The organism is Streptomyces sp. NBC_01571, assembly GCF_026339875.1.
In the GTDB taxonomy this organism is placed as follows: domain Bacteria; phylum Actinomycetota; class Actinomycetes; order Streptomycetales; family Streptomycetaceae; genus Streptomyces.
On sequence record NZ_JAPEPZ010000001.1, the window covers coordinates 8,076,900 to 8,099,400 of the forward strand.

A 22,501-nucleotide genomic window follows, 5' to 3' on the forward strand; every position below is an offset into this window, starting at 1 on the left:
GGTGAGGAGCGTCCACGAGGAGGCCGAGCCGTCATGACCGTCATCACCCTGGTCCGGGGCGACATCACAGGGCAGAGCGTCGACGCGATCGTCAACGCGGCGAACTCCTCGCTGCTCGGCGGCGGGGGCGTGGACGGGGCCATCCACCGCCGCGGGGGCCCTGCCATCCTGGCGGACTGCCGCAGGCTCCGCGCCTCGCACTACGGCAAGGGCCTGGCCACCGGCGAGGCGGTCGCGACCACCGCGGGCGACCTGGACGCGCGGTGGGTGATCCACACCGTGGGCCCGGTCTTCAGCGGCACCGAGGACCGCTCGCACCTGCTGGCCTCGTGCTACCGCGAATCACTACGGGTCGCCGACGAACTCGGCGCCCGCACGGTCGCGTTCCCCGCCGTCTCGGCCGGTGTGTACGGGTGGCCGATGGAGGACGCCGCACGTGTCGCGGTGCGGACCGTGCGGGACACGGAGGCGGCGGTCGAGGAGGTCAGGTTCGTCCTCTTCGACGAGCGGGCGTACGAGGCGTTCGCCGCGCAGGTCGGCTGACGGCCGACGGCTGCCGAAAGCCCCGGCCGCCGGTGCCGCGCCGACTCCGAAGCCGGGTGGGGCCCGAGGTGGGCCCGAGACTGGGCATGGTGTCGCCGGCAAGCGGACTCGTGCCGCGCGGGCGGTGGACCCGAAGCGCACGGTGAGCGGGTAGCAGGCGGTGGCCCGGAGCGGGCGGTGGGCCGGGGTGGGTGGCGAACCGGGCGCGGGCGGTGGACCCGGGCAAGTGGCGAACCCGGGCGAGTGGCGAACCCGGCTCGGGCCGTGCGGACCCGGCGCAGAAGACGAGGTGACCTCCTGAACCGGGTTCACGGCCTGCACCGGGTTCGCGCGGCCCGTGCACGGCCTGCGCCGGGTTCCCGGCCGCCCCGAGCAACCCCGCCGCACCGGGCCCGCCGGTCGTAGCCCGGCCGGTTTCCGCGCCGGAGGCGGCGACGCGCGGGTGACGGGTGACGGGTGAGGGGTGTGGGGTGTGGGTGTCGGGTGACGGGTGTAGTGCCGGTCGCTCAGGCGGAGGCGGCGCGCAGTTCCGCCAGGGTGGCCGCGGTCAGAGGCCGGGGCGCGCTGCCGGGGTCGACGAGGACGACCGTGCAGGCCGCGGTGTGCGTGAGCGCGCTGGTGAAGCTCCCGTCGGCGAACTGTGCCAGCGGACCCCGGGGAGAGCGGCCTACGGCGACGGTGCCGGCGTGGACGTCGGCGGCGTGCTGGGCCAGGGCCCGGCCCGCGGCGGCGTGGTCGCCGACGCTGGTGAGTATCTGGCCGACGGCGGGGATGCCCTGGGCCGCGAGCCGGTCGAGGTGGGCGGTGACGGCGGAGCGGGCCTGGTCGGCGGTCTCGACGTCCACGGCCTGTTCCTCGACCACCGCGGTCTGCTGGACGTGGACGACCTCCAGGGCCGTACCCGAGTCATGGGCGAGCCGAGCCGCGGTGTCGACGATGGCGGCGGCCCTGTCGTGGGCGCCGACGGCCACGATGAGCGGCGGCCCGTCGGTGGCCGGCGCGGCGCCGACCGGCGTGAGCGTGGGCGCGACGGGCTCGCCCTGGCCTGCCCCCTGTTCGGCCCGGCGGAGCAGACGGTGACCGCTCGCCAGTACCGGGATGGCCACCACGAAGGTCCCGGCGCCCAGGTAGAACGGGACGCTGAGATCGGTGGCGTCGGCGAGCTTGCCGGCGACATACGGGGCGAGGCCGCCGCCGATGAACCGGAGGAAGCCGTAGGCGGAGGAGGCCACCGGCCGCTCGACGGGCGAGACGAGCATGACGGCCTGGGTGGTGAGGGTGTTGTTGATACCGATGAAGGCGCCGCTGACGACGACCGCCACGATCACCACGCCGGGCGAGTCGACGCCGGCCGCGATGACCGCCATGACGATTCCCAGGCCGAGCAGGTTGGCGTACAGCACCGGGGCGGTGCCGTACCGGGCCTGCAGGCGCGGGGCGAAGAACACGCTGAAGGCCGCCACCAGCAGGCCCCACCCGGTGAAGACCAGTCCGAGCTGGTGCGCGCTCAGCTTCATCGGGTAGGGGGCGTACCCCAGCATCGTGAAGAAGCCCCAGTTGTAGAGCAGGGCCATGATGCCCATGGTCAGCAGGCCGCGGTGGCGCAGCGCCTTGAGGGGGGCGAGCGGCGAGGTGGGCCGCTGCGGCTTGGGGAGTGCCGGCACGAAGGCGAGTGTCGCGGCCAGGGCGACGGCCATCAGGACGGCGACGCCGAAGAAGGGGCCGCGCCAGCTGATGGCCCCCAGCTCACCGCCGAGCAGGGGACCCACGGCTATGCCGAGGCCGAGGGCCGTCTCGTACAGGATGATCGCGCCGCCGAAGCCGCCGCTCGCGGAGGCGACGATGACGGCGAGCGAGGTGGCGATGAACAGCGCGTTGCCCAGGCCCCAGCCGGCCCGGAAGCCGACGATGCCGTTGATGGAGTCGGTGGTGCCCGCGAGCGCCGCGAAGACGACGATGACGGCCAGACCCACGACGAGGGTGCGCTTGGCGCCGATGTGGCTGGAGACCCAGCCGACGAACAGCATGGCGACCGCGGTGACGATCAGATAGCTGCTGAACAGCAGGGAGACCTGGCTGGGTGAGGCGTGCAGGCCCTCGGCGAGGGCGGGCAGGATCGGGTCGACCAGACCGATGCCCATGAACGAGATGACGCAGGCGAACGCGACGGCCCAGACGGCCTTGGGCTGCTTGAAGGGGCTGGCGGCCCTTCCGTGCGGTGCACTCATGTGCGGTTCTCCGTGGTGTCGCAGGAACGGGGTCATGAGCGGGAATGGCGGTCGTCGATGACCCGGGCCAGGGCGGGCAGCGCGACCTGGACGGCCCGCTGTTCCGGTTCGGTCAGGTCCTCGATCAGCTGCCGCAGGGCGTCCGCGCGCTCGGCCCGGCGCCGGCGGAAGACGTCCAGGCCTTCGTCGGTGGCTTCCACGAGCACGCCCCGGCCGTCGCTGTGGTCGGCGGTGCGCCGGACCAGGCCCGCGCGTTCCATCCGGGTGACCAGCTGCGTCATGTTCGGCTGGGAGACGTTCTCGGCCCTGGCGAGCTCGGTCAGCCGCTGCGGCCCCTCCCGGCCGAGTCGGCTCAGTGCCGAGGAGGCCGCCGTGCTCAGGCCACCGGTGACGGCGCTGCGACGGACGTAACGGACCAACCGCTCCACGGCGATCATCAGGTCCTCGGCCGGCGCCGGTGTGCCAGTGTTCATAACCCGCTTATGCATAACCGCATTATGCATCCAGGTGTAGATGGAAACAACATTGCGCCGTGGGCGCGGGCTCGTGTGCGAGCGCGGGCACATCAGTGGTGCCGGCTGCTCCGTGGGCGCCGGCTCCTCCCGGAACGCGGGCGCGGGCGCGGGTGTGTTCGCGGCGCGGGTCCGCGCCGCCGTCGGTCCGCCGCGGGTGACGCCGGAAGGCGCCCACCGCGGCGGACCGGTCGGCTGTCAGCCGTCGATGCGGTGCTGGGTCCAGAACGAGGTCAGGTCCGTGGTCGTGGCGGCCTGGGCGGCCGCTTTGAACTCGGACGTGGTCGAGACGCCGTACCAGTGCGAAGTGGCGTAGTCCTTCAGGAGTTTGGCCATGGCCGTGTCACCGAGGACGCGCCGCAGGTCGTGCAGGGCGCACTTGCCGTAGCCGTACACGACCGTGGAGTAGCGGGACGAGTGGGCGTCCCAGTAGGCCATCGAGTTGGTGATCTTCTCCGCGGACGAGGCCCAGGAGACGCTGTTCCAGCAGTTGGTGCCGGTCTTGTTCTGCGCCAGGTCGGTGGCGTAGTCGGTGAACGCCTCATCCAGCCAGGGGCTGTTGTACTCGTCGTCGCCGACGATCCCGTAGAACCACTGGTGACCGATCTCGTGGGTGAGTGCCGTGGTGCTGACCAGGTCGAGGACGAAGCCGGGGTACTCCATGCCGCCGAACCAGTAGTTGTTGTCGATCACCGCGTCCAGCTCGCCGTACGGGTACGCGCCGAAGCGTGCGGCGTGGGCGTCCACCGCGGACTTGGCGGTGGAGAGCATCGACTGGGAGTCGGAGGAGCTGATGCCCGAGACGGAGTAGATGTTGATCGCGGTGCCGGCGGGGGAGGTGCCGGAGATCTTGCTGAACGGCCCGGCGGCCCAGGCGAAGTCACGGACCTTTGAGGCCGTGGCCGTGGTGACCGTCCGGCCGCTCGATCCGGCGCTGTCGACCGAGGTGCCGGTGGCCGGGACGAGGAGGCTCGTCGGGTGGTCGAGGGTCACCTTGAAGTCGGCGGCCAGTGAGTAGAAGGACTCGCCGTTGTTGGTGTACGGGTCCAGGTGCCAGCCGGCCGCGTCCTTGACCGCCAGTACGGGCAGCGCGTTGCCGATGTTGACGAAGGCGCCGTCGTAGCCGAAGCGGTCGGCGCCGCTGGGAACGGTGATCCCCAGGTCGAAGCCGATCGTGGCGCTCTGACCCTGTGCCAGGGGCGCCGACAGGTCGATCTTGAGGGCCGTGCAGCCCACCGAGAGGGCGCCCGCGGTGCCGCCGGTGACGTTGCTGACCACGATCGGCATCGCGGAGCAGGTGCCGTGGTAGTTGTCCCACAGCCTCAGGTACACCTCGCTGAGCGCGGTGGAGGAGGCGTTGGTGAAGGTCGCGCTCTCGTGACCGGTCCAGCCGGTGCCGCTGGAGTTGCTGCTCAGACTGACGGTGTACGAGGGTGCGGCCGGCGTCCGGGTGGAGTCCGCGGGCGGGGTGGTGGTGCCGGAGGTGTCGAGGGCGACGTCGTCGAGGACGAAGCTCGTCCGGAGGCTGGAGTCCTCGGTGCCGGTGAAGGCGACGGTCACGGTCTGGCCCGCGAACGCCGAGACGTCGAAGGACTTCTGCGCGTAGCCGGTGTTCTTGTTGAGGTTGGAGTACGTCGCCAGCGTCGTGCTGCCGATCTTCGCCGTCAGCTTGTCGTACGCGGTGGACGTCGTCGTCTCGGTGGTGTCGATGTGCAGCCAGAAGGTGAGCGTGGCGGAGCTGCACCCGGACGGGATCGTCACGCTCTGCGAGAGGGTGTCGGTGTGCGTGCTGCCCACACCGTCCAGCCAGGCGAAGGAGGTGCCGCCGTGAGCGGTCTGGCCGGCGCGCGAGGTGATCACGCCGGTCGACGACTGGGTCCAGGGCGAAGTGCCGCTCTCGAAGCCGCCGTTGGTGACCACCTGGGCAGGGGTGCAGGCGTCGGCCGAGGGGGCGGTGGGCGGCGCGGCCGACGCCGGGGCTCCGGGGAGCAGGGCGGCGGCCAGTGCGACGACGGCGAGTGCGGCCGTCGCGAGGGCCTTGTGGGGGGTCGGTCTCACACGAACTCCTTTGAGGCGGCCGGGATTCCGGCCTGCTCGGTGGCCGTCCGCCCGGCTCGGGTGCGCCGGAGGACAGCCGGGGGCTGCGCGGATCGCTCGCGCGACCGCGGGGGTGAGATTTCTGCCGCGTCCCCTGGGGTCAGGGCGACGGCTGCCGGAAGCCTGGCAGATTTGACCAGGGCATGCCATCCGAGATGAGTAAAAGTGTGGGGACCGGGGCCGGTCGCGGCGCGGAGGGGACGCCGGAAAACGCGAATGCACCGTCCTGCCTGCCCGACAGGACGGTGCACCCGTGCCTCGGACCCGCGCCGGCGAGCGCCGACGCGGGGTCAAGGACGGTGGGGATCAGGGAAGTTGCGAGACCTGGTAGTGGCCGATCCGCCAGCCCTCGTCCGTGCGCTCGACCAGTACGCCGAGGGTGAGGCCGACGGTGGGCCGGTCCGCGAAGGAGAAGTCCACCGCCAGGTAGCCGAGTACGAGGTGGTCGGCCGGACGCCGGGTTTCGAGGATCCGGTACGCGGCCGCCATCCCGAGCGGCTGGGAGCCGTAGTACGCGGCGATGCCCGGTCTGCCGACGCTGTAGGGGCGCAGTCCCTGGAAGATCGCGTCTTCGGTGAACTGGGCGGCCACCTGCTCCGGTTCGTGGCTGTCCACGGCGGCCTTCCACCGGTCGAGGACGTCGCGCAGGATCGCCTCGTTGTCCGTCGTGCTGTTCATCGGGGTCCTTCCCTCGTGGTGCGGACTCAGTGGCCGGCGCTCATGCCGCCGTCGACGTGGAGGATCTCGCCGGTGACGAAGGGGGCGTTCTCGAGGTAGATGACGGCGTCGGCGATGTCGCTCTGCTCGCCCATGCGGCCGACGGGGTGGAGGGAGGCGAGGACTTCGTGGGTCTCCGCGGGGTGCATGGGCGTCTTGATGGTGCCGGGGGAGACGGCGTTGACGCGGATGTTGCGGGTGGCGTACTCGATGGCGAGCGACTTGGTGGCGGACTGGATGCCGCCCTTGGTCAGGGAGGCGAGTACGGAGGGAACGTTGGAGTCGGCGTTGTCGACGAGGCTGGTGGTGATGTTGACGATGTGGCCGCCGCCCTGGACGAGCATGTGCTCGACGGCGAGCTGGGTGAGGCGGAAGAAGCCGGTGAGGTTGATGCCGACGACGGTGGCGTAGTCGTCGGCGGTGTAGTCGGTGAAGGGCTTGGCGACGAAGACGCCGGCGTTGTTGACGAGGGTGTCGATGCGGCCGAAGCGTTCGATGCCGGCGGCGATGACGCGCTCGGCGGTGGCGGGGTCGGCGATGTCGCCCTGGACGGTCAGGATGCCCGCGTCGTGGGAGGGGGCGATGGTGCGCGAGGTGGCGACGACGGCGTAGCCGAGCTTGCGGTACGCCTCGGCGATGCCGGCACCGAGGCCCTGTGAGGCACCGGTGACGACTGCGACCTTCTGGTCCTGAGAGCTCATGATGACTTCTCCGAAAGGTGTGGTGAGGGTTCCTCGACCGATCCCGACTGCCAGCTTGCTAGCCGACCGGTCGACTATTTGGACCGTAGGGTGCGCGGAGGGGGAAGTCAAAGGCCCACGGGGCCCTGGCCGGGACGGGTTTCCTCCCAGGTGGTAGGCGCAGCCTCCCAGCCCGGTCGGCGGGAACGGCGGGCCTGGCCTCAGTGCCGGTGCGGATCGCCTTCGGGCAGCCAGGAGTCCGGGGTGTCGAGGCCGAGGTCGCCGACGTCGGCGCAGAGGGCTTCGGCGGCGGCCAGGACCGCGGGGCGGTCCTCGTTCGCGCGCCGGACCAGGGACCAGGTCCAGTGGATCCGCGGTGCTACGACGGGGCGCTGGACCAGGTCGGGCGGCAGCGGAGTGGTCTGGCCCTTGGGGGAGTTGACGACCGGACGGCCGCTGCGGCGGACGTGGTCGAAGAATGCGGGGCCGGTGATGCCGCCGTCGGAGATCCGCACCGCGCGGGCCCCCGTGTCCCGGGCCAGCAGTTCGGCGTAGACGTTCCAGGACGACCAGGAGGTGGTGTCGCCGTCGAGGAGGACGGCGGTGTCCCGCGCGGCCACCTCGCCGGTGTCGTCCCCGGCGGAGACGGCGTAGAGCCGGTCGGCGCCGAGGAGACGGGCGTGCAGGCCGCGTTGCTCCAGGTCCTCGGTCCGCACCCAGCACACCGCGAGGTCCAGGCTGCCGTCGGCGACCCGGGCCGCCTGGGTGTGCGAGGGGGCGATCCACGCGTCGAGGTGGAGCCGGGCCACTCCGGTGGTGCGGGCGGTCAGGTCCGGCGGGAGCCAGTTGACGTAGCCGAGCCGCACCGATTCCGACCCGGAGAGCCGCTCGGCGCACCGCTGGAGGTCCTCGGCCCGTTCCAGCAGCGCGCGGGTGTGCGGGAGCAGGGCCGCGCCGGCCGGGGTCAGGGAGACCGAGCGACGGTCGCGATCGAACAGTCGTACGCCCAAGTCGCGTTCGAGTGCCTTGATCTGCTGGGACAGGGAGGGACCCGCGATCAGCAGGCGCTCGGCGGCCCGGCCGAAGTTCAGTTCTTCGGCGACGGCGACGAAATACCGCAGTTGACGCAGCTCCACGTCCGTCATGCTACGTCGCTGCGAGGCCCCGCCTCCCAGCGGGGAGGAAGCCGGTCGTGGCGTCTTCCCGGTGTCGGACGGAGGATGGGTGCAGGGACGTCCACGGATCCTGGAACCACGGGCGTCCCTCCATCCATGGCGTTCCGGTACCCGCCGGACGCCCCACCGAGCGGAGCGGGATCATGCGAGAGTTCCTGGTCGAGATCACCACCACGATCCCCGAGGGCACCAGCCAGGACGAGGTCGACCGCCGGCGCGCCGCCGAAGCCGTCCGGGCCCGGGAGCTGGCCGCCACCGGCCATCTCGCCCGGCTGTGGCGGCCGGTCGGTGAGCTGCGCAGCCTCGGCATCTGGCGGGCCGCCGACGAGGACGAACTCCACGTGAAGGTGCTCGGCACGCTCCCGCTGCGCTCCTGGATGACCCTGAACGTCACCGCGCTGGAGTCCCACCCGAACGACCCCGGGCGGGCCGCCACCGAATCCTGACGACGCCCGCCACCGCGCCCACGGGGGCGTTGACGCCGTGACGGGTACCGTGGCCGCGGCCGTGCTGCGTGTCGCCTTCCCGCACCACATGGTGGTAGTACGGGATGCCGCACCGTACGGGCGGGCAGGCTCGCGGACCTCGTGCCGGAGCCCGGCGGGCGCGGTTCCCTGGGGAACCGAGCCGTGGCCGGGCCGGCGCAGGTGCGCCACCGGCGCACGCGACCCGCCACCGATGTCTCCGACGTGGAGTCCGACATGACCACACCGCAGGACCTGCTGATCATCGCCACGGACGTCACGTCCAGCCGTGACATCGGGCAGGGCGACCTGTCGCTGGCCCTCGCCGGGGCCGAGCTGGTCGACCTCATCGAGGCAGGGGCCCTCACCCTGGACGACGACCTCATCGTGCCCGGCGCACCGTGGACCATGGACGACGCCCTGCTGTCGGAGGCGGTGTCGTCGCTCGTCCGGCAGGAGCCGTACGAGTCGGTGGAGGACTGGCTGTGGCGCCGGGGGCGTGACCTGTTCGCGGCCTACCGGGCCGCCGTCGAGGCACAGACACCGGTCGCCCCCGGGCGCCGTCGCTGGAATCCGCTGCGCGGCGGCCCGGCGGAACGGGTCGACTCGCCGGCCCGGCGCCACGCGGAGGACCGCTGGTCGAAGGGTGATCCCGTCCTGGTCGGGCTGGCGGCCGCCGTGGGCATCGAACACCCGGACGGCGAGGGTGCCGCTCCCGCCGACGAAGCGGTCGGGACCGTGCTGGACGCCGTGCACGACGCGGAGACGGAACTCGAAGCCGTACGGCAGCGGCGCAGCATCGAGAACGCGGCCTTCGACAACATCTGGCGGGCACCGTGACGGCACGGTGGCGAAGGGCGATCAGCTGAAGGCCGGTACGCCGAGGGAGCGGCCGGCGGATCCTTCCGGGAGGCCCGCCCGCCCATCGGCAGGCGTGCGCGGTCAGACCGCGGCCACGGCCTCCCGCGGCGGACGCGCGCCGAGCAGGGCCAGGCAGTTCGCCCACAGCGCGCCGAGCCGGTGCGTGTTGTTGTAGAGCTTGGCGAACAGCACCTGCCCCTCCAGCTGGGCGACCACCGCCCGCGCCGCTTCCCGGGCGTCGGCCACGGCGACCTCCCCGCGCCCGAGCGCCTCGCCGACGACCGCGGCGACCATCTCGACCTGTTCGTCGAAGATCTCCTGCAGCCGGGTGCGGATGGCCTCGGTGTGGTTGCTCATCTCCAGGGTGAGGTTCCCGAACAGGCAGCCCGAGACGGTGCCGCAGCTCTGCTGCCCGGCGAGCTGGCCGGCCTCGGTCGCCTCGAACAGCAGCCACAGCCGGCGCAGCGGTTCCTCGCCGCCGTTCAGGATCTGCGCCCAGGCCCGCCGCTGGCCGGTCCAGTGCTCGTCGATCACGGCCAGCGCGAGAGCTTCCTTCGACTCGAAGAAGTAGTAGAAACTGCCCTTGGGCACACCGGCCGCCTTGCAGATCTCGGCCACGCCCAGGGCCGAGTAACCGCGCAGCTCGATGAGCGCTTGCGCGGTGCTGAGTATCTTCTCGCGAGCGTCGCTGGTCCGTCCCATGAGGTCAGTGTACGACCGGTCGTCTACCCCGGTCCCGGGCCTCCCCGGGCCGGGGTCACCAGCCGGTCAGCAGCAGATGGTTCAGGAGCAGCGCGAGGGCGGCCTGCGCGGCGAGCCAGGCACGCGGCCGGGGCAGCAGGGCGGCGGCCGGGAGCAGCCACATCGCGAACGGCAGCCAGATGCGTTCCGTCTCCGCCTTGCTCATCCCGGAGAGGTCGGCGGCGAGGAGGGCGAGCAGGGCGGCGAGCGCGAGCAGGGCGAGGCGGGGTTCGGCGGAGGGCGGGCGCAGAAAGCCGCGGACGCCCCCGCGCACCGGGGCGGCGCCGGCCCGCCGCAGCCCTGCCACCGTCGCCGGGCCCACGATCAGCACGGTGCACGCGAGGTTCGCCCACACCCAGTAGCCGTACGGTCTGACCCCGCCGACCCCCTGGTAGTAGCGCGTGACCAGCAGACGGTACGCCTCCCACCAGTCGAAGCCGAGCAGGGTGAACACCACCGGCACCACGGCCGCTCCGGCGACGACGTAGGGGAGGGGACGCAGCCGTCGGGAGCCGAGCAGCAGGACGGCGCCGGCGATCACCGCGTACAGCACCAGCCCGTACGAGAGATAGGCGGTGACGCCGAGCAGGAGCCCTGCGACGAGTCCGGTCGCCCGCGGGCGGGAACCGGTCACCGCGAGGGCGAGGAACGCGACGGCCCAGGTGGCGACCGCCGCGAAGTACCCGTCCGCGGAGGCGCCCACCCACACGGCGGCCGGCGCGAGGACGAGGAAGGGGGCGGCACGGCGGGCGAGGGCCTCCCCGGCCAGCACACGCACGGTGACCAGGACCGCGACCGCGGCCGTCGAGCCGACGGTGACGCACCACATGCCGGCCCAGCCCCCACCGCCCAGACCGATCCGGTCCAGCAGGACGAAGGTGAGGGTGGCCCCGGGCGGGTGTCCGGCGATGTGCGCGGGCCAGGGGGCGGGGGACTGGCTCACGATGTGGTGGGTGAAGTCCCGCAGCGTGGCGGGGATGTCGTGGAAGCGGTCGACGACGGTGAGGTACTCGTTCGTGGTCGTCAGCCGTCCGGCGATGCCGCGCTGCCAGCCGTCGACCAGGCCGAGGGAGAACGTCCAGGCCGTCGTGGTGCCCCAGGCGAGGCACAGCAGCGGGCGCCAGGGCAGGCGCGCGGCGAGGAGCGGTCCGTACGCCACGACGGCGACGGCGACCACGAGGGCGGCCGGGGTACCGGGTCCGACGTGCGGCTCCCACTGCGCGAACAGGGGAGGCCACCCTACGAAGAGCGAATGGTCACGGCGTTGGACGGCGGTGCCGACCAGGGCGGCCGCCGTGACGAGCAGTGCGGCGGCGAGGACCGCCGACAGGTCGAGGAGAAGATCGCGGAGCGAGCCGCGGGGGAGGTCGGGGGAGAGATCGCGGGGACGGTCGCGGAGAAGATCGCGGTTCACACCGGCACGCTAGGCCGCGATCCCCCCTGAGGCACCGCCACCGGGACGGACGTCAGGGTTTCGTCATGGTTCGAAGACCCTTTTGGGGGCCTTCTCCGCCCTACGGTCGGGGCATGCCACGGCCTCCCCTCCTCCCCACCTCGCCCGCGTTCTGGCGCAGTCCCGTGCGCGGCCCCTGGTTCACCTCCGTGCTCGGCATCGTGCTGCTCGGCGGGATCACGGTGCTGTTCCTGACGGGACTGCTGTCGTACGCCGCCTACAACCCGGACCTGGCCCCGGTGAACGACCAGACTCCCGACAAGGGGCTCCTCGGTTTCTATCTCTTCTCCTGGCCGACGCACCCGTCGTGGCTGTACCGGCTCACCCAGGGCGTCCACGTCACGCTCGGGATCACCCTCGTCCCCGTACTCCTGGCGAAACTGTGGTCGGTCGTCCCCAAGCTGTTCGTGCTGCCGCCCGCCCGGTCCCTCGCCCACGCGCTGGAGCGGATCTCGCTGCTCCTGCTGGTCGGCGGCGCGCTCTTCGAGTTCACGACGGGCGTGCTGAACATCCAGCTCGACTACCTCTTCCCCGGCTCCTTCTACCCGCTGCACTTCTACGGGGCCTGGGTGTTCATCGCCGCGTTCGTCGCGCACGCCGTACTGAAGACACCCGCGGCCCTGCGCAACGTGCGCCGGATGCGCGCCGAGAACGGCACCCCCGGTGCCGGTATCGGTGAACTCCCCCCGGAGCAGGATGAGTTGGTGTCGCCCGACCCCGCCGAACCCACCGTGTCACGACGCGGCGCCGTGGGGCTGGTGGGCGGCGGTTCGCTGCTCCTGTTCGTGACGACGGCCGGGCACAGCTTCGACGCGCCGCTGCGGCAGACCGCCGTGCTCGCCCCGCACGGCGGCCCCGAACCGGGCTCGGGGCCGGGCGGGTTCCAGATCAACAAGACGGCCGCCTACGCCGGGATCGACGCGCGCGAGACGGATGAGGACGCCTGGCGGCTCGTCGTCGTCGGCCGCACCGGGACCGTCCGGCTGAGCCGGGCCGACCTGTTGCGGCTGCCCCCGCACAGCTCGGCGCTGCCCATCGCCTGCGTGGAGGGCTGGTCCACCTCCGACCAGTGGTGGCGGGGGGTGCCGCTGCGGGATCTCGCGACGCTCGTCGGGTACGAGCACGGCACGGCGCCCGACGTGCTGGTGGAGTCGCTCCAGCGGCACGGGGCGTTCCGCCGGGGCGCCCTGCGCCACAACCAGGTGCGCGACCCGCGTTCCCTGCTCGCCCTGTCCGTCAACGGCGAGGACCTGACCCCCGACCACGGCTACCCCGCGCGCGTCATCGTTCCCGCGGCGCCCGGCGTGCTCAACACCAAATGGGTGGCCCGGATGACGTTCGGAGACCTGTGATGAAGCGATACGTGTCTCTCGCCGGCCGGCTGCCCGCGCTCCGCCGGCCGCCTCTGGGCAGTCCGCTGCAGATCCTCCTGCCGGCCTGCTCCTTCGCGCTCGCCGGGTACGCGGGGGTGCGGTTGCTCTCCGGTGACTGGTTCGGCGTGACGCTGTGGTTCGTCGGCGCGGCGCTCCTGCACGACCTGGTGCTCGTGCCGTTGTACGCGGGCGCGGACCGGGTCCTCACGCAGGGGCTGCGCGCGGTCGGCCGCCGGGAGTGGACGATCTACGTCCGGGTCCCGGCGGCCTTCTCCTGCCTTCTGCTGCTGGTGTGGTTCCCGCTGGTCAGCGGGCAGATGGCGGACCGCTACCAGTCCGCCACCGGCCTGTCGGGCGACGGCTTCCTGGCCCGCTGGCTGCTGATCACGGCGGTGCTGTTCGGCGGTTCCGCCGCGCTGCTCGCGCTGCGGCTGCGCAGGGCGACGAAGGAGCGGCCGCCGGTCGACCACTGACCGTCGGCGTGCCAGCCGGCGCGCCGCGCGTGCCGGAGCAGCGCCGGGGTGCCCAGGCGGGCCCAGAGGAAGGGCGTACCGGCGGCTCCCCGGCCGTCGGCGACGCGCACCCGTACCCGTTCGTCGACATCGACGGGCACCGTCTCGACGATCAACAGACCTCCAGGTGACAGGAGTTGGTCCACCCGGTCGAGCAGGGCCGCCGGGTCGCCGCCGATCCCGAGGTTGCCGTCGATCAGGAGCGCGGTGCCCCAGCGGCCCTCTCCCGGCACGGACTCGAAGACCGACCGGTGCAGTGCCTGTCCGCCGAGCCGGACGGTGTGCTCGACGGCGGCCTCGCTGACGTCGATGCCCAGGGCCCGCCGCCCCTGTGCGGCGAGTGCCGCGATCAGCCGGCCGGGTCCGCATCCCACGTCGAGCACGGCTCCCTCGCAGCGCCGCAGCACCTCCAGATCCGCGGTGTCGGCCCCGGCACACCACCGCTCCACCTCCAGCGGCAGCAGCCAGCCGTCGGTCCGGCGCAGATAGAGGGGGCCACGCCCGACACGCAGCGCGTCGGCGTACGGGTCGCTGGACCAGGGGGCGGCCTGCTCGCCGGCCGACGACGCGGGCGGGACACCGGGCACGGCCCGCCGTCCGGGGCGCCGGGCGGGGTGCCCGGCGGGGCCGGACTCGGGGTGCCTGGCGGCGCTGGACTCGGGGTGCCTGGCGGGGGTGGGCTTGGGCTGCCGGCCGGCGGTGGGCTCGGAGCGCTGGGCGTGGGTGGGTTCGGGGTTCCGGGCGTGGGTGGGTTCGGGGTGTTGCGGCAGGTCCGGGTCGGGGTGCCCGGCCGGGTCGGGTTCGGGGAATGGTGCGAGGCCCCGCCCGGGGCGTCGAGCGAGCGCGGGTTCGGACCGTCCGGTGAGGTCCGGTTCGGGCCGCCCCGCGAGGTCGGGTTCGGGGTGGCCCGGCGCGCCGGCCGGCGCCCGGTCCGCGGGAGCCGTTCTGGCAGGCGTGCCGCCCGTCGCGCCGCGCGCGGGCGCGGGCGCGGCCGCGGTCGTCGCCGACGTCCGGCCCGCGCGGCCCGTGGTCCCTCCACCTGTGGGGCCGGTGGTGGGGCCTCCTGTGGGGCCGGTGGTCCGGCTTCCTGTGGGGCCGGTGGTGGGGCCTCCTGTGGGGCCGGTGGTCCGGCTTCCTGTGGGGCCGGTGGTGGGGCCTCCTGTGGGGCCGGTGGTCCGGCTTCCTGTGGGGCCGGTGGTGGGGCCTCCTGTGGGGCCGGTGGTCCGGCTTCCTGTGGGGCCGGTGGTGGGGCCTCCTGTGGGGCCGGTGGTCCGGCTTCCTGTGGGGCCGGTGGTGGGGCCTCCTGTGGGGCCGGTGGTCCGGCTTCCTGTGGGTCCGGAGGCGTGGCCTCCCGTGGGGCCGGTGGTCCGGCCTCCCGTGAGGCCGGCGGTCGGGCCTCCCGCAGGGCCGGGGACGGAGGCGCGTCCGCGTGCCGCGCTCATCGCTGGGCCCCGGCTTCGAGCCGGGCGAGTTCGGCGGCGAACCGGCCGCCCGGTGCCGCGGCGGCGACGAGCCCGGCGTCGTACGCCGTGTCGACGTCCCGCAGGCGCGGCAGATCGCGGACACGCAGCCCCGCCGCGGTCAGCCGCTCCCGCTGCGCCGCGCCGGTGGTGGCCGTGGACATCGGTACGCCCCGCACCAGGTCCGGGTCCGGGACGGCGAGCCCCAGCGCCCAGAAGCCGCCGTCCTCGGCCGGTCCGAAGTACGCGTCGCAGTCCGCGAAGTCCACGGTGAGGAGTTCCGGCGTCACCTGTGGGGTGTCCATACCGATGAGCAGGGCGGGGCCGGCGCAGTCCGCGAAGGCGGCGGCCAGCCGTTCGTCCAGGTCGCCCGCACACTGCGGTACGACGTCGATGCCGGGCGGCAGCCAGGGACCCGGCACGCCGTCGAGCACCAGCACCCGGCGTCGCGCGGGCGTCGCCGCCACCGCGAGCAGGGTGTCCATGAGGGCCGCCTCGGCGAGCGTCGCCGCCTGGCCGGGCGTGAACGGCGGAGTGAGCCGGGTCTTCACCCGTCCCGGCCGCGGTTCCTTGGCGATGACGAGCAGGGTGCTCACGGGGTGGTTCCTCCTGGGGACGGGGCGGGGGCTCGGGACGGGACGGGCGGCTCGGCCAGCACGCGGCGCATGTCCCGTACCGCCTGCCAGGTTCCGCGCCAGGTGCCGGTGACCTTGGAGGCGCCGGTGCGCGGGAGATACGGCACGTCGTGCTCCGTGACGCGCCAGCCGGCGTCGGCGGCACGCACGACCATCTGCAGCGGATAGCCGCTGCGGCGGTCCGTGAGACCGAGCGCGAGCAGCGGTTCGCGGCGAGCGGCCCGCAGCGGGCCCAGGTCGTGCAGGCCGAGTCCGGTACGGCGGCGGAGCATCCGGGCGAGCGCGAGGTTGCCGGCCCGGGCGTGCGCGGGCCACGCGCCCCGCCCCTGCGGGCGTCGGCGCCCCAGCACCAGGTCGGCCGTGCCGTCGCGCACCTCGCGTACGAAGGGCACGAGCAGGGAGGGGTCGAGGGAGGCGTCGCAGTCGCAGAAGCACACGATGTCGGCGGTGGCCGCGGTCAGCCCGGCGTGGCAGGCGGCGCCGAATCCGCGGCGCGTCTCGCGCACGACGGTCGCGCCGAGACTGCGGGCCAGTTCTGCCGAGCCGTCCGTGGACCCGTTGTCCACGACCAGCGCGCGCCAGCCGGACGGAATGCGGGCGAGCACCCAGGGCAGGGCCTCGGCCTCGTTCAGACAGGGCAGGACCACGTCGACTACGGGGTCCGCCGGGGGAGAGGTCGTCACGGCTCTCACCCTACGAACGCGAAAGAGACATATCGGTCTTCGGCTCCTTACGAAACGCGGACGTCGCGCGGGGGAGGGCCGCACGGAGCCGGAGCCGGTGGGAGGCTGAAGCCATGCATGAGCCGTACGAATCCGCAGCTACCGGACCCGAGGCCGTACCCGGCGCCGCAACCGCCCCGGGCGGCCACGGGGGCACAGCGCGTGTCCTCGTCGTCGACGACGACCCCACCGTCGCCGAGGTCGTCTCCGGCTACCTCGACCGCGCGGGCTACCTCGTGGACCGTGCCGCGGACGGGCCCGCGGCGCTCGCCCGTGCCGCCGCGCACTGGCCCGACCTGGTGGTGCTGGACCTGATGCTGCCCGGGATGGACGGCCTCGAGGTGTGCCGGCGCATGCGCGGACGCGGTCCCGTGCCTGTCATCATGCTCACCGCGCGGGGCGACGAGGACGACCGGATCCTCGGTCTGGAGGTGGGCGCCGACGACTACGTCACCAAGCCGTTCAGCCCCCGGGAACTGGTGCTGCGCGTGGAGTCCGTACTGCGCCGCGCGCGTCCCGCCACCTCGGCGCACCCGCTGCACGCGGCCGGTCTCGGCCTCGACCCGGCCGCCCGTCGCGCCACCAAGGGGAGCGTCGAACTCGCGCTCACGACAAGGGAGTTCGACCTCCTCGCCTTCTTCCTCCGGCACCCCGGGCGGGTGTTCAGCCGCGAGGACCTGATGCGTGAGGTCTGGGGCTGGGACTTCGGCGACCTCTCGACGGTCACCGTGCACGTACGGCGGCTGCGCGGGAAGGTCGAGGACGATCCGGCGAGGCCCCGGTTGATCCAGACGGTGTGGGGCGTGGGCTACCGCTTCGACGCCACGACGTCCGCGGAGGCGGTCTGACCATGCGTGACATCCTGCTCATCGCCCTCTTCGCCTTTCTCGGCGCCGCGGGGGCCGGTCTGCTCGGCGCGGGCACGCTGTGGCTGATCCGGCGACGTTCGCTGACCGCGTCCCTCGCCGTGGTCGCCGCCGTGGGGGTGACCGCGATGCTCGCGGGGACGCTCGCCGTGGCGTGGGCGATGTTCCTGTCCTCGCACGACCTGACCGTCGTCACGACGGTGGTGGCGATGGCGGCCGTCGTCTCGCTGGCCACCGCGCTGCTCTTGGGCCGATGGGTCGTGGCCCGCAGCCGGGACCTGACGCTGGCCGCCCGCTCCTTCGGCGACGGCGGTGACTTCGCGGCCCCCGACGGTCCGGCGACTGCCGAACTCGCCGCGCTGGGGCGTGAGTTGGCGGCCACCAGTGTGAAGCTCGCCGAGTCACGGGACCGCGAACGGGCCCTGGAGACCTCACGCCGTGAACTCGTCGCGTGGATCTCGCACGATCTGCGCACCCCGCTCGCCGGGCTCCGCGCGATGTCGGAGGCGCTGGAGGACGGCGTCGCCGCCGACCCGAACCGCTATCTGCGGCAGATGCGCACCGAGGTCGAACGGCTCAACGACATGGTGGGCGATCTCTTCGAACTCTCCCGCATACACGCGGGGAGCCTGGCCCTGTCCCCCTCCCGTATCTCCGTGTACGACCTCGTGGGCGACGCCCTCGCGGGCGTCGACCCGCTCGCCCGCGAGTACGGGGTGCGGCTGGTCGGCGACCGCGTCGAGCCGGTGCCGGTCGAGGTGGACGGCAAGGAGATGAGCCGTGTCCTCGGCAACCTCCTCGTCAACGCGATCCGGCGGACACCGGCCGACGGCACGGTGGCGATCGCCGCGGAGCGGTCGGACCAGGGTGTGGTGCTGTCCGTCACCGACGGCTGCGGGGGAATCCCCGAGGAGGATCTTCCGCGCGTCTTCGACACCGGCTGGCGCGGCAGCCACGCGCGCACCCCGCCCGCCGGGGCGGGTCTGGGCCTGGCGATCGTCCGCGGCATCGTGGAGGCCCACCAAGGGCGGGCCGCCGTGCACAACGTCCCCGGCGGCTGCCGCTTCGAGGTCACCCTCCCGCTGGCCGGCCCGGCCCTGTCGGCGCGGTGACACGCTGTGGTCTCCGGTGGCGCCGGGCCTCGGTCGATCCTCCACCGAACGCCCCGTCGGGCACCGCGAATACCGGATGCGCCCAGCCGGGCGGCGCTGCGACACTCACAGCATGTCGATCACTGAAGTCGCGCCCGGAGTGTCCCTCGCGTACGAGACGTTCGGCGACTCCTCCGATCCGGCAGTCCTGCTCGTGATGGGCCTCGGCGCCCAGATGATCGCCTGGCACGAGGACTTCTGCCGTGCGCTCGCGGAACGTGGACGCCATGTGATCCGGTACGACAACCGCGACTGCGGGCTGTCCACCAGGTTCGACGAACACCCCGTGGACATGGGCCGGTTCATCGACGCTGTGAGCTCGGGCGACATCGCGTCCGCCCTCGCGATGGTGCCCTACACGCTCCAGGACATGGCCGACGACGGCCTCGGCCTGCTCACCGCGCTCGGAATCGAACGCGCTCACGTGGTCGGATCCTCCATGGGCGGCATGATCGCCCAGACGATGGCCATCAGCCGTCCCGCCCGCGTACTGACCCTGACGTCGATGATGTCCTCGACCGGCGAGCCCGACTACGGCCGCCCCGGCGACGAGGCCCAGGCAGTCCTCTTCGGCCCGAAGCCGACAGACCGGGAAGGGTATGTCGCGGCGGCGGACAGGGAACTGGTCTGGGCGTCCAGACGCTACGGCGACGCCACACTCCTTCGTGAGCTGGCTGCCGAGAGCTACGACCGCGGCTACCACCCCGCCGGTGCCGGGCGGCAACTCGGCGCGATGATCCTCGGTGGCTCACGCGCCGACGCCCTCCGCGACCTTCGCGTACCGACGTTGGTGATCCATGGCCTGGACGACACCCTGATCGATCCCAGCGGCGGAAAGCGCACGGCCGACCTGGTGCCCGGAGCGAGGCTCCTGCTGCTCCCCGACATGGGACACGACCGCCCCCGCGAACTCTGGCCCGAGATCATCGCCGCCCTGGACACGCACACGAGCTGAGCGCGCTCGGTGGCGCGCCACGAGGAACCCGCTGTCCGTCATGGCGCAACCGACCCGGTCGCGGCTGTCCATGAGTGGCTGTCCACGAGTGGCTGTCAACGAGTGGCTGTGCCCAGCACGTTCACCAGAGGCGCGGAGGGCGGTCAGCGATGGCCCAGCACATTGACCACCCGTCCATCGGGGTCGCGAACGAAGAACCGCCGCACGCCCCACTCCTCGTCCTGCAAGGGATGGATGATCTCCGCACCGCTCTCCCGCATGACCGCATGAGCCGCGTCCACGTCGTCCACCTCGACGCTCATGTCGGGAACGACAGGTGCGGTCTTGTCGCCGGTCATGACGCTGACCTGCGCCGCCGGACCGGACGGCGAGGCGAGCGTCATGATCCAGCCGTGGTCATGACCTCCTGGAGGCCCAGCAGGCCATAGAACTCCCGGCTCTCCTGCGGGGTCTTCGACCGGATGCCGGGCGCGACTCGGCGAACGGCCATCGATGACTCCGAACGAGAACGACCCTGTCTTTGCGTCTCCCCAGGAGTACTACGCCACGTCCACCGCCGCAGGCGCCTTCGATACGCCCTAGTACGCCAGTGACTCGCCCAGCAGGCGCAGCAGATCGCCGGTGGCGTCCAGCGCGCCGAGCGCGGACAGGGCGGCGAGTGCCAGCACGGCCACGCCGATGGACCACAGGTTGGGAGGCGGAGCCGTCTGCAGTGCGGCGATCCGGCGGGTGACGGCGTGTTCGGAGAAGTTCAGGGCGCAGCCCGGCCGGGCCCGCTGGGACACGAGGGCGGCTCGGGCGAGGGCGCGCGCGGTGGTATGCCGGTCGCCGACACTGCGCGCGGCTTCCTCGTCGGCCCAGCGCTCCACGAGGAAGGTGACGGTGATGCGCACCGGCTCCAGCACCGGGTTGGCCGCGGCGGCCAGTGTCACGGCGGTCGACAGCATCGAGTGCCGGTGGGCGAGATGGGCGCGCTCGTGGGCCAGCAGGACCCGCCGCTCCGCCGGTTCCAGCGCGCCGAGCATGGCGGACGTGACCAGGATCCGGCCCGGCGTCCCCGGGATCGCGAAGGCCCGGGGGGTCGAGGACGCGGCGACGACGAGTTCGCTGTCCGGGGGGTGTCCCTCGCACAGCCGTTCAAGGACGCGGCGGGTCGCCCAGTGGGCGCGCAGGGTCCGTACGAGCCGGAAGGCGATCAGCCAGAGGAGGGTGATCGCGGCGACGGCGATCGCCACCGGCACCGGTTCGGGCAGGCGCCGGCCCGTCTCGCCGGTCTCGGTGGCCACGAGCGGCGCCTCGTCGACGAGGGTGGCGGCGAGCAGGAGCAGCGCCCAGGTGGAGGCGGCAGCCGTCAGTACGGCCGCGACGGTGAGGACGCGGGCGGCCGGCGCGGGGGAGATCCGCCGGCCCACCTGTGCCGCGGCGGCCGTCAGCAGCAGCGGCAGGAAAAGGGGGATGTAGACGTTGATTCTCACGGTCCGCTCCCCCCGAGGAGGTCGCGCAGGGCTTCTTCCTCCCGGGGGCTCAGCCCGGTGACGAACTGCTGGAGGGCCGCGATCGGGTCCGGCCCGCGGTCCAGTGCCTCGTGCATGGCCTCGGCGGTGAGTTCGGCCGCGTTCTTGGCGGGCCGGTACGCGCCGCGCCGGCCGTCGACGTCCCGCAGCACCAGACCTTTGTCGTACAGGCGCTTGAGGATGGTGTGCACGGTGTTGTAGGCGAGACCACCGCCGATCTCACTCTGTATCTCGGCGGGGGTGAGGGCTTCGTCGGTGGCCCAGAGGGCGGCGAGGACCTCGCTCTCCAACGCGCCGGCGCTGCGCCGTTCCGCCCTCCCGTGGGGGCCTGTGCCAGCCATGTTCGCCACCTTACAGCGCGTAGTGGTGCGGACGGTGGTGAGGACCGACGGAGAGCGCCCCCACCCGTTTCACTCCGATCCGACCCATTTTTCCTGCGACTTCGACCTCGGCGCCCTACGTCTTGTAGGGTGTATAACCCTACGCTTTGTAGGGTGAAAGGTGGACGATGGTCAAGACCGTGAACCCGCCGCTCGCCGGCGCCGCACCCGTCGTGCGGGCCGGACAGCGGATGCCGGTCGAGGTGCCCACCGCGCCGGGCGGCCATTCATCCGCGTACGCCCGTACGGGGCGACCGCACACAGCCGGCCGCCGGCGCGTACGCCTCGCCCCCGCCGTCCAGGGAGGCTGAGCGGCATGGCGTCGTCCCTCCCGCCCGGCACCACCACGACACCCCTGAACAGGCGGGCCCTCCTGCACGCCGCGCTGACGCTCGCCGTCCTGGCCGGCGCCGCTTATCTCGCGCGGCACCACTGGCCGGTGATCGAGACCGGGACCGACCGGCTGGCCGTCGCCGACCACGGCTGGCTGTTCGTCGCGGCCGTCGCCACCGGAGGGACGTGGGTGTGCTCGGCCCTCGCACAGCAGGGCGCGGTGACCCGGCCCCTGCCCGCCGGACGGCTGGTCGCCGCGCAGTTCGCCGCGTCCGCGGCCAACCACGTGCTGCCCGCCGGCCTCGGGGCGGGCGCGGTCAACCTGCGCTTCCTGACCCGGTGCGGACTGCCGGTCGCCCGGTCGGCGACCGCGCTCGGGGTGAAGGCCACCGCCGGAGCCGTCGCGCGCGCCTTCCTGATCGCCGTCCTCGCGTCGGCCTGCCCCGGTGTACTGCGTCTGCCGGACCTCCCCGTGACCGCCGTCGCGGTCTCGGGCGTGGTGGCCGCGACCGCCGTCCTGCTCCTGCGGGGACCGGCGCGGCGCGCGGTGCGGGCCGTCCTGGCGGACGTGCGCGCCGTGCACGAGATCCCAGCGCGCGCGGCCGCGTTGTGGGGTGGCTCGCTGGCCTTCGCGGCGCTGCACGCCACCGTGGTCGTCGCGGTCGCCCAGGCCCTCGAACTCCCGGTGCCACCGGCCCGGGTGGCGCTGGCCTACCTCGCCGCGAGCAGCGCCGCCGTGCTGCTGCCCACCCCCGGCGGAATCGGCTCGCTGGACGCGGCCCTCGCCCTGGCCCTCACCCTGACCGGAGCGCCGGGCGGCGCGGCGGCGTCCGCGGTCCTCGGCTACCGGCTCCTGACGGTGTGGCTGCCACTGGTGCCGGGCCTGGTCGTGCTGGCGGTACTGGCGCGTCGCCGGGTGCTCTGAACGAACGGGGCCGCTGTCGGCCGGCCGGGGTTCGAGAAGCCGGCCGTGCCGCCACCGGGTCGTGGGCCGCGGACTCCGGGAGGGCGCGAACCGGCGCGGGGCGGCCGGAGCGCGGCGGGGTGGTGCGGGGCGGAGCCGGGTGGCGCGACGCGATGCGGGGCGGAGGCGGGTGGCGCGACGCGATGCGGGGCGGAGCCGGGTGGT

General features: G+C 73.2%; 22 protein-coding genes and 2 pseudogenes. 10 read left to right on the forward strand and 14 right to left on the reverse strand.

Features of this window, described 5'->3' with window-relative positions; genetic code table 11:
* The first annotated feature begins 33 nt into the window (after positions 1–33).
* Positions 34–543 (forward strand): O-acetyl-ADP-ribose deacetylase, encoded by a 510-nt coding sequence (locus tag OHB41_RS36380; protein WP_266703205.1) that lies wholly within the window; start codon positions 34–36, stop codon positions 541–543.
* Between the two features lie 506 nt (positions 544–1,049).
* Here OHB41_RS36380 and OHB41_RS36385 read toward each other — a convergent pair.
* The 6 genes from OHB41_RS36385 to OHB41_RS36410 form a co-directional block, all read right to left on the reverse strand.
* Positions 1,050–2,771 (reverse strand): MFS transporter, encoded by a 1,722-nt coding sequence (locus OHB41_RS36385; RefSeq protein WP_266703207.1) that lies wholly within the window; start codon positions 2,769–2,771, stop codon positions 1,050–1,052.
* Positions 2,772–2,803: 32 nt separating this feature from the next.
* The gene (locus OHB41_RS36390; RefSeq protein WP_266703210.1) at positions 2,804–3,244 is read right to left on the reverse strand and encodes a MarR family winged helix-turn-helix transcriptional regulator; all 441 of its coding nucleotides are present in this window, start codon (positions 3,242–3,244) and stop codon (positions 2,804–2,806) included.
* A 237-nt stretch (positions 3,245–3,481) separates the two neighbouring features.
* Positions 3,482–5,341, reverse strand: a complete 1,860-nt coding sequence (locus OHB41_RS36395) for a M1 family aminopeptidase (RefSeq protein ID WP_266703212.1) — start codon at positions 5,339–5,341, stop codon at positions 3,482–3,484.
* Between the two features lie 345 nt (positions 5,342–5,686).
* Entirely contained in the window at positions 5,687–6,058 is a 372-nt protein-coding gene (locus OHB41_RS36400) for a YybH family protein (protein ID WP_266703214.1), read from the reverse strand.
* 26 nt (positions 6,059–6,084) lie between these two features.
* Positions 6,085–6,798, reverse strand: a complete 714-nt coding sequence (locus tag OHB41_RS36405) for an SDR family NAD(P)-dependent oxidoreductase (protein ID WP_266703216.1) — start codon at positions 6,796–6,798, stop codon at positions 6,085–6,087.
* A gap of 200 nt (positions 6,799–6,998) precedes the next feature.
* The gene (locus OHB41_RS36410; protein ID WP_266703218.1) at positions 6,999–7,922 is read right to left on the reverse strand and encodes a LysR family transcriptional regulator; all 924 of its coding nucleotides are present in this window, start codon (positions 7,920–7,922) and stop codon (positions 6,999–7,001) included.
* A 173-nt stretch (positions 7,923–8,095) separates the two neighbouring features.
* Between OHB41_RS36410 and OHB41_RS36415 the strand changes: the two genes are divergently transcribed.
* Positions 8,096–8,398: a muconolactone Delta-isomerase family protein gene (locus OHB41_RS36415; RefSeq protein WP_266703220.1), complete on the forward strand. Its 303-nt coding sequence runs from the start codon at positions 8,096–8,098 to the stop codon at positions 8,396–8,398.
* A 255-nt stretch (positions 8,399–8,653) separates the two neighbouring features.
* Positions 8,654–9,256, forward strand: coding sequence for a GOLPH3/VPS74 family protein (locus OHB41_RS36420; protein ID WP_266703222.1), 603 nt, complete (start codon positions 8,654–8,656; stop codon positions 9,254–9,256).
* 102 nt (positions 9,257–9,358) lie between these two features.
* Here OHB41_RS36420 and OHB41_RS36425 read toward each other — a convergent pair whose 3' ends face one another.
* Both OHB41_RS36425 and OHB41_RS36430 read right to left on the reverse strand, forming a co-directional pair.
* On the reverse strand, positions 9,359–9,979 hold the full coding sequence (locus OHB41_RS36425; protein ID WP_266703224.1) for a TetR/AcrR family transcriptional regulator: 621 nt from the start codon (positions 9,977–9,979) through the stop codon (positions 9,359–9,361).
* Positions 9,980–10,034: 55 nt separating this feature from the next.
* Positions 10,035–11,432 (reverse strand): hypothetical protein, encoded by a 1,398-nt coding sequence (locus OHB41_RS36430; RefSeq protein ID WP_526025002.1) that lies wholly within the window; start codon positions 11,430–11,432, stop codon positions 10,035–10,037.
* Positions 11,433–11,545: 113 nt separating this feature from the next.
* On the opposite strand from OHB41_RS36430, the gene OHB41_RS36435 reads away from it, so the two are divergent.
* Entirely contained in the window at positions 11,546–12,823 is a 1,278-nt protein-coding gene (locus tag OHB41_RS36435; RefSeq protein WP_266703226.1) for a molybdopterin-dependent oxidoreductase, read from the forward strand.
* Complete coding sequence (locus OHB41_RS52695) at positions 12,823–13,317, forward strand: hypothetical protein (protein WP_266703228.1); 495 nt, start codon at positions 12,823–12,825, stop codon at positions 13,315–13,317. Before OHB41_RS36435 ends, OHB41_RS52695 begins: the two co-directional genes overlap by 1 nt.
* A 173-nt stretch (positions 13,318–13,490) precedes the next feature.
* On the opposite strand, the pseudogene OHB41_RS52700 reads toward OHB41_RS52695, so the two are convergent.
* The 3 genes and pseudogenes from OHB41_RS52700 to OHB41_RS36455 all read right to left on the reverse strand — a co-directional run.
* Positions 13,491–14,798, reverse strand: a pseudogene (locus OHB41_RS52700) (class I SAM-dependent methyltransferase); the annotation flags it as partial.
* Positions 14,795–15,412: a TIGR04282 family arsenosugar biosynthesis glycosyltransferase gene (locus OHB41_RS36450; protein WP_266703230.1), complete on the reverse strand. Its 618-nt coding sequence runs from the start codon at positions 15,410–15,412 to the stop codon at positions 14,795–14,797. The pseudogene OHB41_RS52700 and the gene OHB41_RS36450, both read right to left, overlap by 4 nt.
* Positions 15,409–16,143, reverse strand: a complete 735-nt coding sequence (locus OHB41_RS36455) for a glycosyltransferase family 2 protein (protein ID WP_266703232.1) — start codon at positions 16,141–16,143, stop codon at positions 15,409–15,411. The genes OHB41_RS36450 and OHB41_RS36455 overlap by 4 nt, the downstream gene beginning before the upstream one ends.
* Before the next feature lie 104 nt (positions 16,144–16,247).
* Between OHB41_RS36455 and OHB41_RS36460 the strand changes: the two genes are divergently transcribed.
* The 3 genes from OHB41_RS36460 (at position 16,248) to OHB41_RS36470 (ending at position 19,145) form a co-directional block, all read left to right on the forward strand.
* Positions 16,248–17,021, forward strand: coding sequence for a response regulator transcription factor (locus OHB41_RS36460; RefSeq protein WP_266703234.1), 774 nt, complete (start codon positions 16,248–16,250; stop codon positions 17,019–17,021).
* 2 nt (positions 17,022–17,023) lie between these two features.
* Positions 17,024–18,151: a sensor histidine kinase gene (locus tag OHB41_RS36465; RefSeq protein ID WP_266703236.1), complete on the forward strand. Its 1,128-nt coding sequence runs from the start codon at positions 17,024–17,026 to the stop codon at positions 18,149–18,151.
* Positions 18,152–18,263: 112 nt separating this feature from the next.
* Positions 18,264–19,145, forward strand: coding sequence for an alpha/beta fold hydrolase (locus OHB41_RS36470; RefSeq protein WP_266703238.1), 882 nt, complete (start codon positions 18,264–18,266; stop codon positions 19,143–19,145).
* A gap of 143 nt (positions 19,146–19,288) precedes the next feature.
* Here OHB41_RS36470 and OHB41_RS36475 read toward each other — a convergent pair.
* The 3 genes and pseudogenes from OHB41_RS36475 to OHB41_RS36485 all read right to left on the reverse strand — a co-directional run bounded on the left by OHB41_RS36475 (position 19,289) and on the right by OHB41_RS36485 (position 21,000).
* Positions 19,289–19,635, reverse strand: a pseudogene (locus tag OHB41_RS36475) (VOC family protein).
* An 88-nt stretch (positions 19,636–19,723) separates the two neighbouring features.
* Entirely contained in the window at positions 19,724–20,620 is an 897-nt protein-coding gene (locus OHB41_RS36480) for a M56 family metallopeptidase (protein WP_266703240.1), read from the reverse strand.
* Complete coding sequence (locus OHB41_RS36485) at positions 20,617–21,000, reverse strand: BlaI/MecI/CopY family transcriptional regulator (RefSeq protein ID WP_266703242.1); 384 nt, start codon at positions 20,998–21,000, stop codon at positions 20,617–20,619. The genes OHB41_RS36480 and OHB41_RS36485 overlap by 4 nt, the downstream gene beginning before the upstream one ends.
* A gap of 167 nt (positions 21,001–21,167) precedes the next feature.
* On the opposite strand from OHB41_RS36485, the gene OHB41_RS36490 reads away from it, so the two are divergent.
* Both OHB41_RS36490 and OHB41_RS36495 read left to right on the forward strand, forming a co-directional pair.
* Positions 21,168–21,350 (forward strand): hypothetical protein, encoded by a 183-nt coding sequence (locus OHB41_RS36490; protein ID WP_266703244.1) that lies wholly within the window; start codon positions 21,168–21,170, stop codon positions 21,348–21,350.
* Positions 21,351–21,355: 5 nt separating this feature from the next.
* The gene (locus OHB41_RS36495) at positions 21,356–22,297 is read left to right on the forward strand and encodes a lysylphosphatidylglycerol synthase domain-containing protein (RefSeq protein WP_266703246.1); all 942 of its coding nucleotides are present in this window, start codon (positions 21,356–21,358) and stop codon (positions 22,295–22,297) included.
* Positions 22,298–22,501: the final 204 nt, after the last annotated feature.